19 protein-coding genes are annotated in these 17,332 nt (G+C 60.7%); 7 read left to right on the plus strand and 12 right to left on the minus strand.

Going from position 1 to position 17,332, the window contains the following annotated elements:
* Positions 1–4 precede the first annotated feature (4 nt).
* On the plus strand, positions 5–274 hold the full coding sequence (locus ABJO61_RS15915; RefSeq protein WP_348329522.1) for a hypothetical protein: 270 nt from the start codon (positions 5–7) through the stop codon (positions 272–274).
* Positions 275–377: 103 nt separating this feature from the next.
* On the opposite strand, the gene ABJO61_RS15920 is transcribed toward ABJO61_RS15915, so the two are convergent.
* Both ABJO61_RS15920 and ABJO61_RS15925 read right to left on the minus strand, forming a co-directional pair.
* Complete coding sequence (locus ABJO61_RS15920; RefSeq protein WP_348329519.1) at positions 378–539, minus strand: hypothetical protein; 162 nt, start codon at positions 537–539, stop codon at positions 378–380.
* A 3-nt stretch (positions 540–542) separates the two neighbouring features.
* Positions 543–1,232, minus strand: coding sequence for a hypothetical protein (locus ABJO61_RS15925; RefSeq protein ID WP_348329516.1), 690 nt, complete (start codon positions 1,230–1,232; stop codon positions 543–545).
* A gap of 149 nt (positions 1,233–1,381) precedes the next feature.
* On the opposite strand from ABJO61_RS15925, the gene ABJO61_RS15930 reads away from it, so the two are divergent.
* Positions 1,382–2,242 (plus strand): IS1595 family transposase, encoded by an 861-nt coding sequence (locus tag ABJO61_RS15930; protein WP_348329513.1) that lies wholly within the window; start codon positions 1,382–1,384, stop codon positions 2,240–2,242.
* Positions 2,243–2,436: 194 nt separating this feature from the next.
* Here ABJO61_RS15930 and ABJO61_RS15935 read toward each other — a convergent pair whose 3' ends face one another.
* Positions 2,437–3,213 (minus strand): hypothetical protein, encoded by a 777-nt coding sequence (locus ABJO61_RS15935; protein WP_348329510.1) that lies wholly within the window; start codon positions 3,211–3,213, stop codon positions 2,437–2,439.
* Between the two features lie 216 nt (positions 3,214–3,429).
* On the opposite strand from ABJO61_RS15935, the gene recA reads away from it, so the two are divergent.
* On the plus strand, positions 3,430–4,527 hold the full coding sequence (gene recA, locus ABJO61_RS15940; RefSeq protein ID WP_348329507.1) for a recombinase RecA: 1,098 nt from the start codon (positions 3,430–3,432) through the stop codon (positions 4,525–4,527).
* 272 nt (positions 4,528–4,799) lie between these two features.
* Positions 4,800–7,478, plus strand: coding sequence for an alanine--tRNA ligase (gene alaS, locus ABJO61_RS15945; protein ID WP_348329504.1), 2,679 nt, complete (start codon positions 4,800–4,802; stop codon positions 7,476–7,478).
* A gap of 70 nt (positions 7,479–7,548) precedes the next feature.
* On the opposite strand, the gene ABJO61_RS15950 is transcribed toward alaS, so the two are convergent.
* A complete protein-coding gene (locus ABJO61_RS15950; protein ID WP_348329501.1) occupies positions 7,549–8,772 on the minus strand; it encodes an NADP-dependent isocitrate dehydrogenase in 1,224 nt (407 codons plus the stop codon).
* Between the two features lie 189 nt (positions 8,773–8,961).
* Between ABJO61_RS15950 and ABJO61_RS15955 the strand changes: the two genes are divergently transcribed.
* Both ABJO61_RS15955 and rpsD read left to right on the plus strand, forming a co-directional pair.
* Positions 8,962–9,750 (plus strand): RNA methyltransferase, encoded by a 789-nt coding sequence (locus tag ABJO61_RS15955; RefSeq protein WP_348329498.1) that lies wholly within the window; start codon positions 8,962–8,964, stop codon positions 9,748–9,750.
* Positions 9,751–9,971: 221 nt separating this feature from the next.
* Positions 9,972–10,592: a 30S ribosomal protein S4 gene (gene rpsD / locus ABJO61_RS15960; RefSeq protein WP_348329495.1), complete on the plus strand. Its 621-nt coding sequence runs from the start codon at positions 9,972–9,974 to the stop codon at positions 10,590–10,592.
* Positions 10,593–10,759: 167 nt separating this feature from the next.
* Here rpsD and grxD read toward each other — a convergent pair whose 3' ends face one another.
* Genes grxD through purC form a run of 6 tightly spaced genes read right to left on the minus strand, consistent with a single transcriptional unit; the run spans position 10,760 to position 15,302 of the window.
* The gene (grxD, locus tag ABJO61_RS15965; RefSeq protein WP_348329492.1) at positions 10,760–11,098 is read right to left on the minus strand and encodes a Grx4 family monothiol glutaredoxin; all 339 of its coding nucleotides are present in this window, start codon (positions 11,096–11,098) and stop codon (positions 10,760–10,762) included.
* A 31-nt stretch (positions 11,099–11,129) separates the two neighbouring features.
* Positions 11,130–11,366 (minus strand): BolA family transcriptional regulator, encoded by a 237-nt coding sequence (locus ABJO61_RS15970; protein WP_348329489.1) that lies wholly within the window; start codon positions 11,364–11,366, stop codon positions 11,130–11,132.
* A gap of 19 nt (positions 11,367–11,385) precedes the next feature.
* On the minus strand, positions 11,386–13,602 hold the full coding sequence (gene purL / locus ABJO61_RS15975) for a phosphoribosylformylglycinamidine synthase subunit PurL (protein ID WP_348329591.1): 2,217 nt from the start codon (positions 13,600–13,602) through the stop codon (positions 11,386–11,388).
* Positions 13,602–14,270, minus strand: coding sequence for a phosphoribosylformylglycinamidine synthase subunit PurQ (gene purQ / locus ABJO61_RS15980; protein ID WP_348329588.1), 669 nt, complete (start codon positions 14,268–14,270; stop codon positions 13,602–13,604). The genes purL and purQ overlap by 1 nt, the downstream gene beginning before the upstream one ends.
* Before the next feature lie 2 nt (positions 14,271–14,272).
* Positions 14,273–14,518 carry a phosphoribosylformylglycinamidine synthase subunit PurS gene (gene purS / locus ABJO61_RS15985; RefSeq protein WP_293332746.1) on the minus strand — a complete coding sequence of 82 codons (246 nt, stop codon included), beginning with the start codon at positions 14,516–14,518 and terminating at the stop codon, positions 14,273–14,275.
* 22 nt (positions 14,519–14,540) lie between these two features.
* Positions 14,541–15,302 (minus strand): phosphoribosylaminoimidazolesuccinocarboxamide synthase, encoded by a 762-nt coding sequence (purC, locus tag ABJO61_RS15990; RefSeq protein WP_348329485.1) that lies wholly within the window; start codon positions 15,300–15,302, stop codon positions 14,541–14,543.
* Positions 15,303–15,663: 361 nt separating this feature from the next.
* Here purC and ABJO61_RS15995 point away from each other — a divergent pair, with 361 nt between their 5' ends.
* The gene (locus ABJO61_RS15995) at positions 15,664–15,981 is read left to right on the plus strand and encodes a DUF1476 domain-containing protein (RefSeq protein WP_348329482.1); all 318 of its coding nucleotides are present in this window, start codon (positions 15,664–15,666) and stop codon (positions 15,979–15,981) included.
* 16 nt (positions 15,982–15,997) lie between these two features.
* On the opposite strand, the gene ABJO61_RS16000 is transcribed toward ABJO61_RS15995, so the two are convergent.
* Complete coding sequence (locus ABJO61_RS16000) at positions 15,998–16,516, minus strand: PAS domain-containing protein (protein ID WP_348329479.1); 519 nt, start codon at positions 16,514–16,516, stop codon at positions 15,998–16,000.
* 78 nt (positions 16,517–16,594) lie between these two features.
* The gene (locus ABJO61_RS16005) at positions 16,595–17,323 is read right to left on the minus strand and encodes a helix-turn-helix domain-containing protein (protein WP_348329476.1); all 729 of its coding nucleotides are present in this window, start codon (positions 17,321–17,323) and stop codon (positions 16,595–16,597) included.
* Between the last annotated feature and the right edge of the window lie 9 nt (positions 17,324–17,332).

Raw genomic sequence — 17,332 nt, forward strand, 5'->3', positions numbered from 1 at the left:
CAGAATGTCTATGACAATCGCCCCTTGGTTCGAGCGGGAGGACTACAATTCCTTTAAAGCCCTCGTCCCAGACGACCCGGACTTTCCCGACACCTTTGACGAATGGCTCAAGCTCGCGTCTGAGCAAGCTGCGAAGTATGACGCGCGCGGAGGGTTCGAGAAGGTGATCGTCAATCCGCAAGAGTTCGCCGTGTGGTGCCGCGCTTCCGGCTTGGATGCAAACAGCACCACACTCGGCGCTTTCGCTGTCAGCAAAGCCTACAGGCAGAAATAAGGTTGTGCAGCGGGAGACCTCCGCCGCATAGCTGTCCGGCGCGCATATAGAAAGGCGCACCGTTTCCACAAAGTGTTCAAGGTCCATGAATCAGAAAGGGCACCTACTTGGTGCCCTTCTCCTTTGTCAGCTTGCCCTGCGCTATTCGTTTCAACGCATCGTCAAACGCTTTCTCATCGCCTTCGGCCTCATGCTCTTTCGCAAACTGATCCAGCTTGCCGAGCTTCCGGGCCTCTTCGAGACTGAGATGTTTGCCGCGTGACATGGACTACCCTTCGACCTGCGGTAGATCGGTTATCCAGTTGCAGCCGCCGCCCTTCGTGAAATCTTCCACACCCATAGCGGGAACCAAGAAGGACACAAAGAAAAACTTGCAGTCGATGAACTGGCAGTGTTCGAAGACGTACCCGTTGTGGACGCGGTGAGCAAGGTACCCATTTTCCATAGGACGGGCGGTTATTACCACGTGGTCGCAATTTACGTAGCCACAATTGCTGATCGTACATCCGTTGGGGAAAATATTTAGCGGCCCCACAAGCTCGCAATTACGAAAAGTCTTTGCGGAAATCGTATCGCCAAGAGGCGGAAGCAAATCGCTCAAGTTTATTCGTTTGGCTACGAACGCTGTTTCCAAGGGATTGATGCGGTCACCGGCTTCGTAATACCGGTCCGTCGCTCTCGCGTTGGCCGAGCGTTGTTTCCCCCACGAGAAAACAGCGTAGATGCTGGATATGCTAGCCGCGATAAATACAGCACTGACCAATCCGACCGCGCCGTACCCAACCGGTCCCCACGGCTCCAGCCAATCGGTGACCGCCGCAAGATAGGTCATCAAACCACCACCGAGCAGCGTGATGATGGTTTGTCCATTGTTGGCAATGCGATCCCAAATCCACTGCCCCAATGATATTCCAGGCTCGATCTTGAGAGCCCTTTGAAGCCAACCGTTTTTAGCCATCCCCATACCCTCCGGTTCCCTAGAGGAGAGAGTATATCATTGGTCTGACCGTCTACGTATACCAAAGGGAACACTCCCAAGGCTCCCGCATATATCCCCTTGAAACATGGGACTGGATTTCCTATATTCAGGTCATAGGAGAGAGACCCATGACCAAAGCAATGACCCTCAAGCAGTTCAACGCCCGCTTCCCGGACGATGACGCCTGTCTGGACCACCTGATGACCGTCCGGTACGGCCACAAGTTCCATTGCGGCACCTGCGGGGCGGAAGCCAAGCATCATCGGGTCAAGGGACGCCGCTGCTATGAGTGCGAGTTCTGCGGCCATCAGGTCTATCCGACCGCCGGGACGCCCTTTGAGCGCACCCGCACGAGCCTGCGTGACTGGTTCTTTGTCATGTACCTGTTCACGACCACCCGGAACGGCATCAGCGCGAAGGAAATTCAGCGCCAGATCGGCACGACCTACAAGACGGCTTGGCGTATGGGCCACGAAATCCGCAAATACATGGGCTGGGTCGATGGTGACGATCCGCTGGGCGGCGACAAGATCGTGGAGGCCGACAAGGCGTTCATCGGCGGTAAGGATAAGCGCGGCAAAGACGACAAGACGGTCGTACTTGGCATCGTGGAACGCGGTGGCGACGTTGTGGCCCGCGTCATTCCCTCAAAGGAAGCGCAGTTCGTTATTCCCCGCATCCTCGCCCATGTGAAGCCGGGTTCGCGCATTGCTACGGATGAAGGCGGCGGGTTCAAGCCGCTTACCGAGGAAGGCTATCGCCACGGCACGGTCAATCATTCCAAGGGCGAATACGTGCGCGGTGCGGTTCACACCAATTCGATTGAAGCGTTCTGGGCTTCGCTCAAGCGCGGGATTTCGGGGACGCACGTTTGGGTTTCTTCCGCCCACCTGCCGAAGTATCTGGCCGAGTTTGAGTTCCGCCACAACCTTCGGAAGCAGCCGCACCTGATGTTCGACCTTCTCTTGCAGGCTTTTCCTCGCCCCTAACCATCTTTGACAGGAGTAGGTCGAAACGGGTGAAGGTCATTTTTGGGTTTCCTTCGTAGCCGATTGGCCGACAATGACACCCTAACAATTTGGGATGGGGATTGGGAATGGGTGGGGGAGACTGGCTTAGAAATGGCGCATTCGTTGTGGCTGGACTGTTTGTTCTCTTTGTCTTGGGGTGGGGGACGGTTTCGCTAATAGACCAACGCACGGATCATGAGGAACGCACTGCCATAGAGGCCCACTACGAACAGCAAAAAACCACCTCCAACATACAGCGTGAGTGCGCGCCCCTTGCCCCTCAAAGCGCCAAACTCTGCATTTATGAGCATCTTGCAGCCCAAGAGAGAAGCCGCTTGCAAAATGAAGATCACCGCGCCCAACAGGAAATGGCTCTTGCGTCGATTTGGTTGTGGGTTCTGGCCTCCCTTCAGGCTTTCATAGCTATAGGCGGCATCTTCTACATTCGCCAGACCCTCATGGAGACCCGACGTATCGGGCAGTCGGAAGTTCGAGCCTACGTTCACGTTGTGCCAGATAAAATGGTTTTTACTGGGAGCGCCGAAAAACCATTCCACGGGAAAATTACGTTCAGAAATTTCGGTCAGTCCCCCGCAAAGAGCTTCTCCGCTATTGTTGGCGTCGCCGTTGAGCCGCCGCCGTTCAGGGATGAATGGGAGCGTGGCGCCGTCCCGCAAAGCAGGTCCGATCTCGGGCCAACCGGAGAAGCGAAATTTGATCTTCCCGCTGATAATAAGCTGACCCAAGCAGAGATGGATGGACTCTTGACGGGAGAATATTGCGCTTGGGTGTTTGGCGTCGCCACATACAAGAATGTTTTTGGAAAAGACTGCGCCACCAGATTCAGATTTGAGTGGGATCGCAATTTCGGTGCCTTCTCCATGTGTGCCGATGGGAACGATGCCACCTAACAAACCAACCGCCAGCCCAACCACCACAAATAGACTCACCTAACACCCCCTTTCGGGATGCCGGTTCTGGCTTCCATGTTTGAAGGGGATATATGCGAAGGCTCCCGGCCGGAACGCCAAGCGAACACACTTTGATTTTCCCTTTTTAATCAATGGCTTGAATTTATCATTGCCAATGAGAACAAAATAAGTACATTAATCGCTCAAGGATGCATTGCGCGACTCGGCGGGCGATGAAATAAGGGGAAATCACTCATGTCCAAGAATGTTGTGAATCTCGTGGCCAAAGACGATACGGACAAGAAAAAGGCGCTGGACGCCGCGCTCAGCCAGATTGAGCGCTCGTTCGGCAAGGGCTCCATTATGCGGCTCGGCAAGAACGAGCAGGTGGTGGAGATTGAATCGATTTCCACCGGGTCGCTCGGGCTCGATATCGCGCTCGGCATTGGCGGCTTGCCGCGCGGGCGCGTCATCGAGATCTACGGGCCGGAATCCTCGGGCAAGACGACACTGTCGCTGCAGACCGTGGCGGAGGCCCAGAAGAGGGGCGGTGTCTGCGCCTTCGTGGACGCGGAACATGCGCTGGATCCCGTCTATGCGCGCAAGCTTGGTGTGCAGCTCGACGACCTTCTGATTTCCCAGCCCGATACGGGCGAGCAGGCGCTTGAAATCGCCGATACGCTGGTGCGATCCGGCGCGGTGGATATTCTGGTGATCGACTCGGTCGCGGCCTTGACGCCGAAAGCCGAACTTGAAGGCGAGATGGGCGACAGCCTGCCGGGGCTTCAGGCCCGCCTCATGAGCCAGGCACTCCGCAAGCTCACGGGTTCGATTTCGAAGTCGAACACGATGGTGATCTTCATCAACCAGATCCGCATGAAGATCGGCGTGATGTTCGGCAGCCCGGAAACGACGACGGGCGGTAATGCGCTGAAGTTCTACGCTTCTGTTCGCCTCGACATCCGCCGCATCGGTGCGATCAAGGAGCGCGATGAGGTGGTCGGCAACCAGACCCGCGTGAAAGTGGTGAAGAACAAGGTTGCGCCGCCCTTCAAGCAGGTCGAGTTCGATATCATGTATGGCGAGGGCATCTCGAAAATGGGCGAGCTTGTCGACCTCGGCGTCAAGGCCGGGATCGTCGAGAAATCCGGCTCCTGGTTTTCCTATAACAGCCAGCGCGTCGGCCAGGGCCGTGAAAACGCCAAGCAGTTTCTCCGTGACAATCCCGATATGGCCAACGAGATCGAGGCCGCAATCCGCCAGAATGCTGGCCTGATTGCCGAGAAAATCATGGAAATGCCCGATGCGAGCGAAGATGACGACGATGACGGCGACATGGAGGCAAGCGCCTGAGGGTTGCCGCGCGGGGCATTCGGGCCCACTACAATTTCTCTAGCTCGGTTCGTTTGGCCGGGCATTGGACGGCGCCGGGTACCCTCCGGCGCCGTTTTCCTTTGTCGGCGCGGCGAAAGGCCCTGCTTCCCATGCCCTTTCTGGACAGTTGAACGGGCGACAGGTAAAAGCTGGCACCCTATATTTGTGAATGGAACCGGGCGGATAGGGGGTGAGACCCTTGCCGCCAGCGTGTTTCTTCGATTGCCACACAGAGCGGAAGCGCAAGCGAGATGGCCGGCCTCAACGATATCCGAAGCAAGTTTCTGGAGTTCTTCCGGGCGCAGGGCCATGAAGCCGTGCCGTCGGGACCGCTTGTGCCGAACAACGATCCGACGCTGCTCTTTACCAATGCCGGCATGGTGCCCTTCAAGAATGTCTTTACCGGCCAGGAGACGCGGCCCTATACGCGCGCGGCGAGCGCCCAGAAATGCGTACGCGCGGGCGGCAAGCATAACGACCTCGACAATGTCGGCTATACGGCGCGCCACCACACCTTTTTCGAGATGCTCGGCAACTTCTCCTTTGGCGACTACTACAAGGAAGAGGCGATCAAATTCGCCTGGGATCTGATCACGAAGGAGTTCGCGCTGCCCGAGAGCCGGCTCATGGTGACGATCTATGAGGATGATGACGAGGCGCACACGCTCTGGAAGAAGATCGCCGGTCTTTCCGACAGCAAGATCGTCCGGCTCGGCGCGAAGTCGAATTTCTGGCAGATGGGCGATACCGGTCCTTGCGGACCGAATTCGGAAATCTTCTACGATCACGGGGACAAGATTCCCGGCGGGCCGCCCGGTAGCCCGGATGAGGATGGCGACCGCTTCATCGAAATCTGGAATCTCGTTTTCATGCAGTATGAGCAGCATGAGGACAGCTCGCGAACACCGCTCCCCCGTCCCTCGATCGATACGGGCATGGGGCTGGAGCGCATCGCGGCGGTGCTTCAGGGTACGCATGACAATTATTCGACGGACCTCATGCGCGCGCTCATTCTCGCCTCGGCGGAAGGATCGAAAAGCGACCCCGACGGCCCGCATGCTGTCAGTCATCGCGTCATCGCGGATCATTTGCGTTCATCCTCCTTCCTGATTGCAGACGGCGTCATGCCGTCCAATGAGGGGCGCGGCTATGTGCTGCGCCGGATCATGCGGCGCGCCATGCGCCATGCGCAGCTCGTGGGAGTCGCCGAGCCGCTGATGCACCGGCTTGTGCCTGCGCTTGTGCGCCAGATGGGCGATGCCTATCCGGAATTGCGGCGCGCGGAAGCGCTGGTTACCGAAACGCTGAAGCTCGAAGAAACACGGTTCCGCGAAACGCTGACGCGCGGCCTCAAGCTCCTCGATGAAGAAGTCGAGGCATTGGGCAGCAAGAGCGTGCTGCCGGGCGAGGTGGCCTTCAAGCTTTACGACACCTATGGTTTTCCGCTCGACCTGACGCAGGATGCGCTGCGTTCACGCGGCCTGAGCGTCGATCAGACAGGTTTCGATGCGGCCATGGCGAAGCAGCGGCAGGACGCACGCGCGGCCTGGGCGGGCTCGGGCGAGAAAGCCACCGAAGCGGTCTGGTTTGAGCTGCGCGACAAGGTCGGCGCGACGGAGTTTCTCGGCTACGAGACCGAGATCGCGGAAGGCAAGATTGTGGCGCTTCTCGTCGATGGCGAACCCGTCGAGAGGATCAAGCCGGGCGAGGATGCGGCGATCATTACCAACCAGACGCCCTTCTATGGCGAGTCGGGCGGTCAGACCGGCGATACGGGTATCATCTTCTCGGCCGATGGCGCGGAGTTCCCTGTCATCGACACGGTAAAGAAGCTCGGCGACATGCATGTGCATCTCGGCAAGCTCTCGCGCGGTGAGCTGGCGCTTGGCGACATCGTGGAGATGAAGGTCGACAAGATATTGCGCGATGCGACGCGCGCGAACCATTCGGCGACGCATCTGTTGCACGAGGCCTTGCGCCGCGTGCTCGGCGATCACGTCACGCAGAAGGGCTCGATGGTCGGGCCGGAGCGTCTCCGCTTCGACTTCAGCCATCCCAAGCCCATGACCGCGGATGAAATCGCCGAGGTCGAGGCCATCGTGAACGGCATCGTCCGCCAGAATACGGAAGTCTCCACGCGCCTCATGACGCCGGAAGATGCGATCGAGGCCGGTGCGCTCGCGCTTTTCGGCGAGAAATATGGCGACGAGGTGCGTGTGCTCGCGATGGGCCTCGACGACACCAAATCCAACGGCACTTACTCGGTCGAGCTTTGCGGCGGTACGCATGTGCGCCGGCTGGGTGACATCGCGATCTTCAAGGTCGTGAGCGAGAGCGCGGTCGCATCGGGTATTCGCCGCATAGAGGCGCTGACGGGGGAGGGTGCGCGGCGCTATCTCGTCGAGCAGGAGCGGACCTTGAAGGAAGCCGCCGGTGCGCTCCGCATTGCGCCGGAGGATCTTCCCTCCCGCGTCGTCTCGCTGATGGAGGAGCGCAAGCGTCTCGAGCGCGAGCTGGCGCAGGCGAAGAAGCAACTCGCCATGGGTGGAGGCAGTGCTGGCGGCGGCACGGAAACGCCGGTCGAGGATCTGGGCGGCGTGAAGCTTCTCGCGAGGAAGCTCGAAGGCGTGAACCCGAAGGATCTGCGTGGCCTTGTCGACGAAGGCAAGAAGAAGATCGGTTCCGGCGTCGTGGTCTATGTCGCGATCTCCGAGGACGGCAAGGGCGCGATTGCGGTGGGCGTCACCGAAGACCTTACCTCGCGCTTCAACGCGGTCGAGCTCGTGAAGGCGGGGGCGGCGGCGATGGGCGGCAAGGGGGGCGGCGGACGGCCCGACATGGCGCAGGCCGGCGGGCCGGAGGCCGCGAAGGCCGATCAGGCGCTTGAAGCGGTTCGCGCCGCGGCCGGGGAACTTGCGGGCGCTGCCTGAGCGACTTTCGCTGAACAAATGTAAAAGGCCCGGCAATGCCGGGCCTTTTGATTTTAGCGCAGAGCTCGCTTCAGCTTGTTTTCTTGAGGGCCTTTTCGAGGTTCGAGGCGACCTTGTCGAGGAAGCCTTCCGTCGAAAGCCAGGACTGCTCCGAGCCGACGAGGAGCGCGAGATCCTTCGTCATGTAGCCGCTCTCCACCGTCGAGACGCAGACCTTCTCAAGCTTGTGCGCGAATTCAGCCAGCGCGTCATTGTCGTCGAGCTTCGCGCGATGCGCGAGGCCGCGCGTCCAGGCGAAGATGGAGGCGATGGAGTTTGTGGAGGTTTCCTCGCCGCGCTGGTGGGCGCGGTAGTGGCGCGTCACCGTGCCGTGCGCGGCTTCGGCTTCCATGATGTCGCCATCCGGCGTCAGCAGCACGGAGGTCATGAGGCCGAGCGAACCGAAGCCCTGCGCCACCGAATCGGATTGCACGTCGCCGTCGTAGTTCTTGCAGGCCCAGACATAGCCGCCGGACCACTTCATCGCGGAGGCCACCATGTCGTCGATCAGGCGATGCTCGTAGGTGACTTTCGCGGCTTCAAAGTCGCTCTTGAATTCCTTCTCGTAGATTTCCTGGAAGAGATTCTTGAAGCGGCCGTCATAGGTCTTGAGGATCGTGTTCTTGGTCGAGAGATAGACCGGGTATTTCCGGTCGAGACCGTATTTCAGGCAGGCGCGCGCAAAGTCGCGGATCGAGTCGTCGAGGTTGTACATGCCCATGGCGACGCCGCCGCCGGGGAAGTTGAAGATTTCCTCCTCGATCGTATCCTTGCCGTCTTCCGACACCCATTTCATGGTGAGCTTGCCCTTGCCGGGCACGAGCATGTCGGTGGCCTTGTACTGATCGCCGAAGGCGTGGCGACCGATCACGATCGGTTCCGTCCAGCCCGGCACGAGGCGGGGGATGTTGCGGCAGATGATGGGCTCGCGAAACACGGTGCCGCCGAGAATGTTGCGGATTGTGCCGTTGGGCGACTTCCACATCTTCTTGAGATGGAATTCCTCGACGCGCGCCTCATCGGGCGTGATGGTCGCGCATTTCACGCCGACGCCGTGATGCTTGATCGCTTCGGCGGCATCGACCGTCACTTTGTCGTCAGTCTTGTCGCGATGCTCCATGCCAAGATCGTAGTAATCGATCTTGAGGTCCACATAGGGGAAGATCAGCTTGTCCTTGATCATCTGCCAGATGATCCGGGTCATCTCATCGCCATCGAGATCGACCACGGGGTTTGCGACTTGGATCTTCGGCATGGGGGGTCCTTCGACAGGTGACATACAGGCTCGGGCGGCAGGCCGCGGGATACGCAGGGGGCAACAGGGCGCTGCGCGGGGCCGGGAACTGGCCCACATCCCTATAACATTGCGCGCCGATTGATTAAAGACAGGCAATCGCTTATTGAGCGCGCGTCAGGATTACACCACCCGAATTGACGGAGCGGCATGGCCGGAACCGACCATACAAAAAAAGAGCATGACCCGGCGTCGCCGTGTCCTGCCGTCATTCTCGTTGCCCCCCAGCTTGGCGAGAATATTGGCACGGCGGCGCGCGCCATGCTCAATTTTGGCCTTACGGATCTCAGAATCGTGCGCCCGCGCGATGGCTGGCCGAATGAGCGCGCCCGCGCGGCGGCCTCTGGCGCCGATATTGTGATCGACGGCGCAAAGCTCTTCGACCGGACGGAAGACGCGGTCGCCGGTCTCGATTATGTCATCGCGACGACAGCGCGAGCCCGCGACATGGTGAAGCCGATTTTCACGCCTTCGGCGGCAGCAGGGCGCATGCGCGAGGTTTTCGCGGAAGAAGGCCGGGCGGGGCTCCTTTTCGGGCCGGAACGCACGGGCCTTGAAAATGACGACATCGCGCTGGCCGACGCGCTCATGATGGTGCCGGTAAACCCGGCCTTTGCCTCGCTCAATCTCGCGCAATGCGTGCTCCTCATGTCCTATGAGTGGCACAAGGCCGGTGACGCGACGCCGGAAACGCGCATCGAGTATCAGCAGACGCGGCCGGCGAAGAAGGAAGAGCTTTTGGGCTTCTTCGAGCATCTTGAAGGGGAACTCGACAGATTCGGGTTCCTGAAGCCGCCGGAGAAGCGGCCTTCCATGATCCGCAACCTGCGCAACATGTTCCAGCGTGCAGGCCTCACCGAGCAGGAAGTGCGCACGCTCCGGGGCGTTGTCGCCTCTCTGACGAGGCGCTATCCGAAGGGCGAGGGGCCGCCGGAATAGGCGTTTGCGGAGGGGTTTGACACCCCCGGCCCCCCGGGCTACAACCCGCCTCGAATACGGGCTCCGCCATTCCTTGTGAATGGGGCGGGGCCCGGTTTCATTAGATACGCACCCGTGGGAAAGGCGACGCTTGTAGCCTGCCCCTGTCGGCCCCGACCCGGAGAACGGGAGAGGGTAAAGGAGGGCGCGTTTCCTTAAATTTTTGACCCAAGGAAACCGCGATGACAAAGCGCCAGGAGTCCAAGTACAAAATCGACCGCCGGATGGGCGAAAACATCTGGGGTCGCCCGAAGAGCCCGGTCAACCGCCGCGAATACGGTCCCGGCCAGCACGGACAGCGCCGCAAGGGCAAGCTCTCCGACTTTGGCGTCCAGCTCCGCGCCAAGCAGAAGCTCAAGGGTTTCTACGGCAACATTTCCGAGAAGCAGTTCCGCGGCATCTACAAGGAGGCCGAGCGCCTGAAGGGCGATACGGGCGAGCTTCTGATCGGCCTGCTCGAGCGCCGTCTCGATGCGGTTGTCTACCGCGCCAAGTTCGTGCCGACCGTCTTCGCCGCCCGCCAGTTCGTGGGCCACGGTCATGTGCTCGTGAACGGCAAGCGCGTCAACGTGCCGAGCTACCGTGTGCGTGAAGGCGACGTCATCGAGGTTCGCGAGAAGTCGAAGCAGCTCGGTCTCGTTCTCGAAGCCTCGCAGAGCGCCGAGCGCGACACGCCTGATTATCTCGACATCGATCACGACAAGATGGTCGCGAAGTTCGTTCGTACGCCGGCTTTCGCCGATGTGCCTTACGCGGCTCGTATGGAACCGAACCTCGTCATCGAATATTACTCGCGCAGCTAGTCGCAGCGCGGCACGGGGAATATTCCTCGCGCAGCCAGTCGCAGCGCGACAATGGAACAAGAAAAGGCCGCTCGAAAGAGCGGCCTTTTTTGTCGTTTGCTATTTGTTGTTCGCCGTCGCTTTGTCAGGTGCCGTTTTGTCCGGCCTGGCTTGCTCGGAGAGGGGCGTCAAGCCGCCTGTGTCTCGATACCTTTCTGCGCAAGAAAGTCGCGCAGCTCGCCCTGCTCGAACATCTCGCGGACGATATCGCAGCCGCCGACAAATTCACCCTTCACATAGAGCTGCGGGATGGTCGGCCATTCGGAGAATTCCTTGATGCCCTGGCGGATGTCGTCATCCTCCAGCACATTGATGCCCTTGAAGGGCACACCGAGATAGGTCAGCACCTGCACGACGGCATTCGAAAAGCCGCATTGCGGAAAGACGGGCGTGCCCTTCATGAAGAGCACGATGTCCTCGCTCGACACTTCGTTCTTGATGCGGTCGATAACCGGGTTGTCGCTCATAATTCTGCTCCTCTCCGCCTCGTTGGGCGGGTCAATCCTGCGGTGCGCTCGTCTGCAGCGCCAATGCATGTAACTCGTTGCCCATACCGCCCTTCAGCGCGGCATAGACCAGCTGGTGCTGTTGCACCCTCGTCTTGCCCTTGAAGGAAGCGGAGACGACATTCGCGGCATAGTGGTCGCCATCGCCTGCCAGATCGCGGATATCGACCACGGCATCGGGAATCGCTTCCTTGATGAGGCTTTCAATTTCCGATGCCGTCATGGCCATGCCGCGTTCTCCCCGACCGTCAAAGCTCGGCGCCTGCCGCCATATAGGCGGGCAGCCAGCCTTCATGGGCTTCTTTCATACCTGTCAATGATATGGGAACGCCACCATCGAGTGTCAATTCATGGCCTCCCGTGGTGCCGATACGGGCGGCAGGCACACCGGTTTCACGCGCGCGGGCGATGAAGGCATCCGCCTCTGCCTCGGCGAGGGTCACGAGGTAGCGGGCCTGATCTTCGCCAAAAGCCCAGCAATGCAGCGGCAGGTCCGTTTGCGGCTTCAGGCTCACGCCGATGCCGCCCGCCATCGCCATTTCGGCGGCGGCGACAAGGATGCCGCCATCCGAAACGTCATGGACGGCGGTCAGGTTTCCGGCCCGGATTTCCCCGCGTACGAAATCGCCATTGCGGCGCTCAAGGCCAAGATCGACGGGCGGGGGGGCACTGGCGTCGTCGCGCTTGCCCACGATGTCGCGCAGGTAGATCGACTGACCAAGGTGGCCCTTCGTTTCGCCAATGACGATGAGCGCCTCTTTCTCCGCCTTGAAAGCGATGGTGGCGCGCTTCTCATAGTCCGGCAGCAGGCCGACAGCGCCAATGGCGGGAGTGGGCAGGATGCCCTTGCCGTTGGTCTCGTTGTAGAGCGACACGTTGCCGGAGACGACGGGGAAGTCCAGCGCGCGGCAGGCTTCGCCGATGCCTTCGATGCAGCCGACGAACTGCCCCATGATCTCGGGTTTTTCGGGGTTGCCGAAATTCAGGTTGTCGGTGACGGCGAGCGGTTCCGCGCCGACGGCCGTCAGGTTGCGCCAGCATTCTGCGACCGCCTGCTTGCCGCCTTCCACAGGGTCGGCCGCGCAATAGCGGGGCGAGACGTCGAGCGAGAAGGCGAGGCCCTTGGGCCCGTTCTCGACACGGATCACGGCGGCATCGCCGCCCGGTCCGATTGCCGTATTGCCCTGGATGAGATGGTCGTATTGCTCCCAGATCCAGCGGCGCGAGCACATGTCGGGCAGGGCCAGGATTTTCGTCAGCACTTCGCCGAGATCGTTCGGCGCGGCGACATCGGCCGGCGCCAGTTGTTTCGGCTTTGCCGTCTTCACGAAGGGCCGGTCATATTCCGGTGCCTGATCGCCCAGTTCCTTGATCGGCAGGTCCGCCATGATGTCGCCGTGGCGGCTTACGCGGAAACGCAGATCGTCGGTTGTCTTGCCGACCACCGCGAAGTCGAGGCCCCATTTCACGAAGATCGCCTCGGCGTCCTTTTCGCGCGCCGGGTCGAGCACCATGAGCATCCGTTCCTGGCTTTCCGACAGCATCATTTCGTAAGCTGTCATGCCTTCTTCGCGGCAGGGCACCTTGTCGAGATCGAGTTCGACGCCGAGCCCGCCCTTCGCGCCCATTTCGACGGCGGAGCAGGTGAGGCCTGCTGCGCCCATGTCCTGAATGGCGATGACGGCGCCCGATGCCATCAGCTCAAGGCAGGCTTCGAGCAGCAGCTTTTCGGAGAAGGGATCGCCGATCTGGACGGTCGGGCGCTTCTCCTCGGAATCCTCGCCGAATTCCGCCGAGGCCATGGTCGCGCCGTGGATGCCGTCGCGTCCCGTCTTCGAGCCCAGATAGACGAGGGGGAGGCCGACGCCTTTCGCTTCCGAATAGAAAATCTTGTCGGTATCGGCGAGCCCCGCCGCGAAAGCGTTCACCAGGCAATTGCCGTTGTAGCTCGGGTCGAAATTCACTTCGCCGCCGATGGTCGGCACACCGAAGGAATTGCCATAGCCGCCAATGCCCGCAACGACGCCGGATACGATGTGCCGTGTGCGCGGATGGTCGGGCTCTCCGAAGCGCAGCGCGTTGAGTGCCGCGACGGGGCGCGCGCCCATGGTGAAGACGTCGCGCAGGATACCGCCCACGCCTGTCGCTGCGCCTTCATGGGGCTCGATGTAGGAGGGGTGGTTGTGGCTTTCCATCTTGAAGATGATCGCCTGTCCGTCGCCGATGTCGACGACGCCTGCATTTTCGCCCGGCCCGCAGATGACGCGGGGGCCCGTTGTCGGCAGCGTGCGCAGCCATTTCTTCGAGGATTTGTAGGAGCAATGCTCGTTCCACATCGCCGAAAAGATACCGAGCTCGGTCAGCGTCGGTTCGCGGCCGATGAGATCGAGAATGCGCTGATACTCGTCGGGCTTCAGGCCGTGTTCGGCGACAAGCTCCGGGGTGATCCTGACATCGTTCGGTATCACGCCACAGCCTCCAGCACGCTTTCAAAAAGGGCGCGTCCGTCGGTTGCGCCGTTCAGCGGTTCGATCATGTTTTCGGGATGCGGCATCATGCCGAAGACGTTGCCGCGCTCGTTCAGGATGCCCGCGATGTCGTTCAGCGAACCGTTCGGGTTCGTGCCTTCCGCGTAACGCAGGCCCACCCGGTTTTCGCCTTCGAGGCGCTTCAGCGTTTCGGGATCCGTAAAGTAGTTGCCGTCGCCATGCGCGACAGGGCAGCGCCAGACCTCGCCCTGCCTGTATTTGCGCGTGAAGTCCGTATCGGCATTGGTGACTTCGAGCTTCACTTCCTTGCAGACGAATTTGAGACCTGCATTGCGCATCAATACGCCGGGCAGCAGGCCTGCCTCGCAGAGGATCTGGAACCCGTTACAGATACCGAGGACGCGCACACCCTTGTCCGCCGCCTTCGCGATGGCTGGCATGATGCGCCCGCGCGCGGCGATGGCGCCGGTGCGCAGATAGTCGCCATAGGAAAAGCCGCCACAGAGCACCACGAGGTCGAGATCGGGCAGCTCGGTTTCGGCATGCCAGATAGGCACGGGCTTCGTGCCGGTGATCTCGTCGAGCGCGCGAAGCATATCGCGCTCGCGGTTCGATCCTGGAAAGACGACGACGCCGGACTTCATGCTCACTGCTCGTCGATCTCCACAGCGTAGTTTTCAATGACCGTGTTCGCGAGGAGCTTCTTGCTCATCTCGTCGATCGCGGCGCGCGCTTTCGCCGGGTCGGTTTCTGCGAGTTCGACCTCGAAGAACTTGCCCTGACGCACACTTTCAATTCCAGAGAAACCGAGAGAGCCGAGGGCTCCCTCGATCGCCTTGCCCTGCGGGTCGAGAACGCCGTTCTTCAGCGTGACCTTGATACGCGCCTTCATGCTTCCTTGCCTTTAGCGTGTCTTATTTCACCAGCGTGGGGCCGCGGCGCTTCGGCTCGTTTTCCACGAGCACACCGAGCCGCCGCGCGACTTCCTGATAGGCTTCGACGAGGCCGCCCATGTCGCGGCGGAAACGGTCCTTGTCGAGTTTGTCGTTCGTCCGCGTATCCCAGAGGCGGCAGCAATCGGGGCTGATTTCGTCCGCCAGAACCACGCGCACCATGTCACCTTCATAGAGGCGGCCGAACTCGACCTTGAAGTCGACAAGGCGGATGCCGATGCCGAGGAAGAGGCCGGTCAGGAAGTCGTTGATGCGCAATGCGAGCGCCATCATGTCGTCGATTTCCTGCGGGGTGGCCCAGCCGAAAGCCGTGATGTGCTCTTCGGAGACCATCGGGTCGTGCAGTTCGTCGTTCTTGTAGTAGAACTCGATGATCGAGCGGGGGAGCATCGTGCCTTCTTCGATGCCGAGCCGCTTGGAGAGCGAGCCCGCCGCCACGTTGCGCACGACGACCTCGCAAGGGATGATCTCGACCTCGCGGATCAGCTGCTCGCGCATATTGAGCGAGCGGATGAAATGCGTCGGTACGCCAACCTCGTTCAGCCGCGTGAAGATAAACTCGGAAATGCGGTTGTTGAGGACGCCCTTGCCCTCGATGGTGGCGCGCTTGGTTGCGTCGAAGGCGGTCGCTTCGTCTTTGAAATGCTGGATGAGCGTGCCCGGCTCCGGGCCTTCATACAGCACCTTGGCCTTGCCTTCATAAACGCGTCTGCGCCGGCTCATGTCATGATTCCAATCGGTTAGCCCGGAGAGCGGCTCCGGGACTGAATGTCGCTCCGCCAGATTTCGAGGGCCGCTCGTGGCGGGAAGGAGAGCCGGATAAGGCTGCGGAATCGGCTCTCCGGCGTGCGCAAGGTAACGCAAGGCCAGATGCGATACAATCGGCCTTTGTTGCGCCGCACGCCTTGAAAAAAGTGCCCCGAAATCAGTGGCTTAGGTATTTCGTCGCATGGAGCGTGCCGAAGCCCGATCGCGGTTGATTTGAAGGAACCGGACGGCTATGCCTAGGGGGAATTCCTTGCTGGCGTGCGCGGTGTTTGCGCCTTGCGATTCCGCCGGTGTTTTGAACGGAGAGACCCTGTCCATGTCCACCTTCGACAAGCGCGAAGACGGTTTCGAGAAGAAGTTCGTCCATGACGAGGAGATGCGCTTCAAGGCGGCGGCGCGCCGCAACAAGCTGCTCGGGCTCTGGGCAGCGGAGAAGATGGGCTTGAGTGGCGATGCCGCCGATGCCTATGCGCAGGAAGTGGTTGCCGCCGACTTCGAGGAAGCGGGCGATGAGGATGTCTTCCGCAAGGTCCGCCGCGATTTCGATGCCAAGAGTGTCGATCAGTCCGACCACCAGATCCGCCGTACAATGGCCGAGCTGATGGACGAAGCGATCCGCCAGCTTCAGAGCTGAGGCTGTTTCGGCGGCGTCAGTTGTCGAAAATCGAGATGCAGCCGAGCAGCAGCATCTCGTCCGGGCCGGCGCCTTCCATCGGCAGATGAACGATTTCGAGCCGCAGGAAGTCCCGGTTCACGCCGTGAAGGCGTCCATGCGTGATGTGCATGCGGCGCTCTTCCGTTACCGACCGGTAGACGCTCGCGTTATGTGCGAGGGAATTCGGGTGGAAGAAGGCGGAAATGGTAAGCCCTGTCGGGTCGAAATCCAGCCAGCGCGTCAGATGTGTGCCGACAAGGCGGATGCGCCAGTCCTCGCCCGCCTCATCCATGCGCTCCAGCACGAAAATGCTCGGCAGAAGTGAAACGGTTTCCCGGCAGGGCAGCTTCGAGCGGCTGAGCAGGCGGCCGTTTACGCGGTGCTTCTGCCAGAAGTCGATGACGTCGCGTGACTGAGGATGCAGCGGTTCGGGAACCGGGACCACGATGGTCTCGACCTGTCTCGGTGTGCCCGCAGGGGCTTGTCGGCTTCCCGTGGGAGTATGCGAGAACATTTTTCCGGCTTTCGGATGCTTAGGGTCATTCGTCGCGACCGCGTCTGCCGACTTTCGTGTCCAAAGGGTAATATGCCGTTAATGCTTCCCGTTTTCGCGCGAGGCGATTCTATCCGCCTGGATCATTAGAGTGGCCGCGAAGGCCCGGGCTGTCGTTTCCCTCGCATCGTCTTCATTCAGCCCGGCGATAGCGTTGACCGGTGTCTCACGCATCCGGTGCATTGCTCCCCAGGCCACGGCCTCGATGGCCAGCCTGGCGGCCAGGCGAACATCCGGCCCGGCTTTCCCTTTCAGGCCTGATGCCTTCATGGCGACGATGGCGAGCTTGTCCCGGTGCCGGGCGCGGAGATCCTTCGCATGCATCTGCTCGAACTCGGCGATTTCCGTCGCGCAGCGGTCGATAAGCCAGATCGCGCGGCGCGCCTCATGCAGCATGTCATAGAGCTCGCGTCCGATGGCCAGAAGCGTGTCCCGGTTCACGCTGGCGCGCGGCTTCAGGGAAGCGTCCAGCGTCGGCCAATGCATCACTTCGGCCGTGCGGGCGGCGAAGACGGCCACTGCCGTTTTCATGCCGGGGTCGGCGAGAGGGAGGGCGAGGCTGTCGAGGGACCGGTCGCAGACCTTCAGGATTGCAAGATGGAAGAGCGCCTCCTTGCTCGACACATAGAGATAGAGCGCGCCCGACGAGACCCCCGCAACTCTGGCCACGTCGGCCATTTGCGTCCGCCTTATGCCGAGGTCGGTGAAACAGGTGATGGCCGCCTCGGCAATCGCCTCCAGTTTCTGGGGTTCTTTTTTGCGGGCCACCCGGCTTCC

Origin of the sequence: Parvibaculum sp., assembly GCF_039973015.1 — a bacterium.
Classification (GTDB): domain Bacteria; phylum Pseudomonadota; class Alphaproteobacteria; order Parvibaculales; family Parvibaculaceae; genus Parvibaculum.

Bases quoted from the DNA above. Each gene is read 5' to 3' on its own strand.
- ABJO61_RS15950 (WP_348329501.1), bottom strand. From the start codon at position 8,772: ATGCCGAAGATCCAAGTCGCAAACCCCGTGGTCGATCTCGATGGCGAT.
- ABJO61_RS15920 (WP_348329519.1), bottom strand. From the start codon at position 539: ATGTCACGCGGCAAACATCTCAGTCTCGAAGAGGCCCGGAAGCTCGGC.
- ABJO61_RS15925 (WP_348329516.1), bottom strand. From the start codon at position 1,232: ATGGCTAAAAACGGTTGGCTTCAAAGGGCTCTCAAGATCGAGCCTGGA.
- ABJO61_RS15970 (WP_348329489.1), bottom strand. From the start codon at position 11,366: ATGGCCATGACGGCATCGGAAATTGAAAGCCTCATCAAGGAAGCGATT.
- ABJO61_RS15955 (WP_348329498.1), top strand. From the start codon at position 8,962: ATGGCCGGAACCGACCATACAAAAAAAGAGCATGACCCGGCGTCGCCG.
- ABJO61_RS15915 (WP_348329522.1), top strand. From the start codon at position 5: ATGTCTATGACAATCGCCCCTTGGTTCGAGCGGGAGGACTACAATTCC.
- grxD (WP_348329492.1), bottom strand. From the start codon at position 11,098: ATGAGCGACAACCCGGTTATCGACCGCATCAAGAACGAAGTGTCGAGC.
- ABJO61_RS15930 (WP_348329513.1), top strand. From the start codon at position 1,382: ATGACCAAAGCAATGACCCTCAAGCAGTTCAACGCCCGCTTCCCGGAC.
- purQ (WP_348329588.1), bottom strand. From the start codon at position 14,270: ATGAAGTCCGGCGTCGTCGTCTTTCCAGGATCGAACCGCGAGCGCGAT.
- recA (WP_348329507.1), top strand. From the start codon at position 3,430: ATGTCCAAGAATGTTGTGAATCTCGTGGCCAAAGACGATACGGACAAG.
- ABJO61_RS16000 (WP_348329479.1), bottom strand. From the start codon at position 16,516: ATGTTCTCGCATACTCCCACGGGAAGCCGACAAGCCCCTGCGGGCACA.
- alaS (WP_348329504.1), top strand. From the start codon at position 4,800: ATGGCCGGCCTCAACGATATCCGAAGCAAGTTTCTGGAGTTCTTCCGG.
- ABJO61_RS15995 (WP_348329482.1), top strand. From the start codon at position 15,664: ATGTCCACCTTCGACAAGCGCGAAGACGGTTTCGAGAAGAAGTTCGTC.
- purS (WP_293332746.1), bottom strand. From the start codon at position 14,518: ATGAAGGCGCGTATCAAGGTCACGCTGAAGAACGGCGTTCTCGACCCG.
- purC (WP_348329485.1), bottom strand. From the start codon at position 15,302: ATGAGCCGGCGCAGACGCGTTTATGAAGGCAAGGCCAAGGTGCTGTAT.
- rpsD (WP_348329495.1), top strand. From the start codon at position 9,972: ATGACAAAGCGCCAGGAGTCCAAGTACAAAATCGACCGCCGGATGGGC.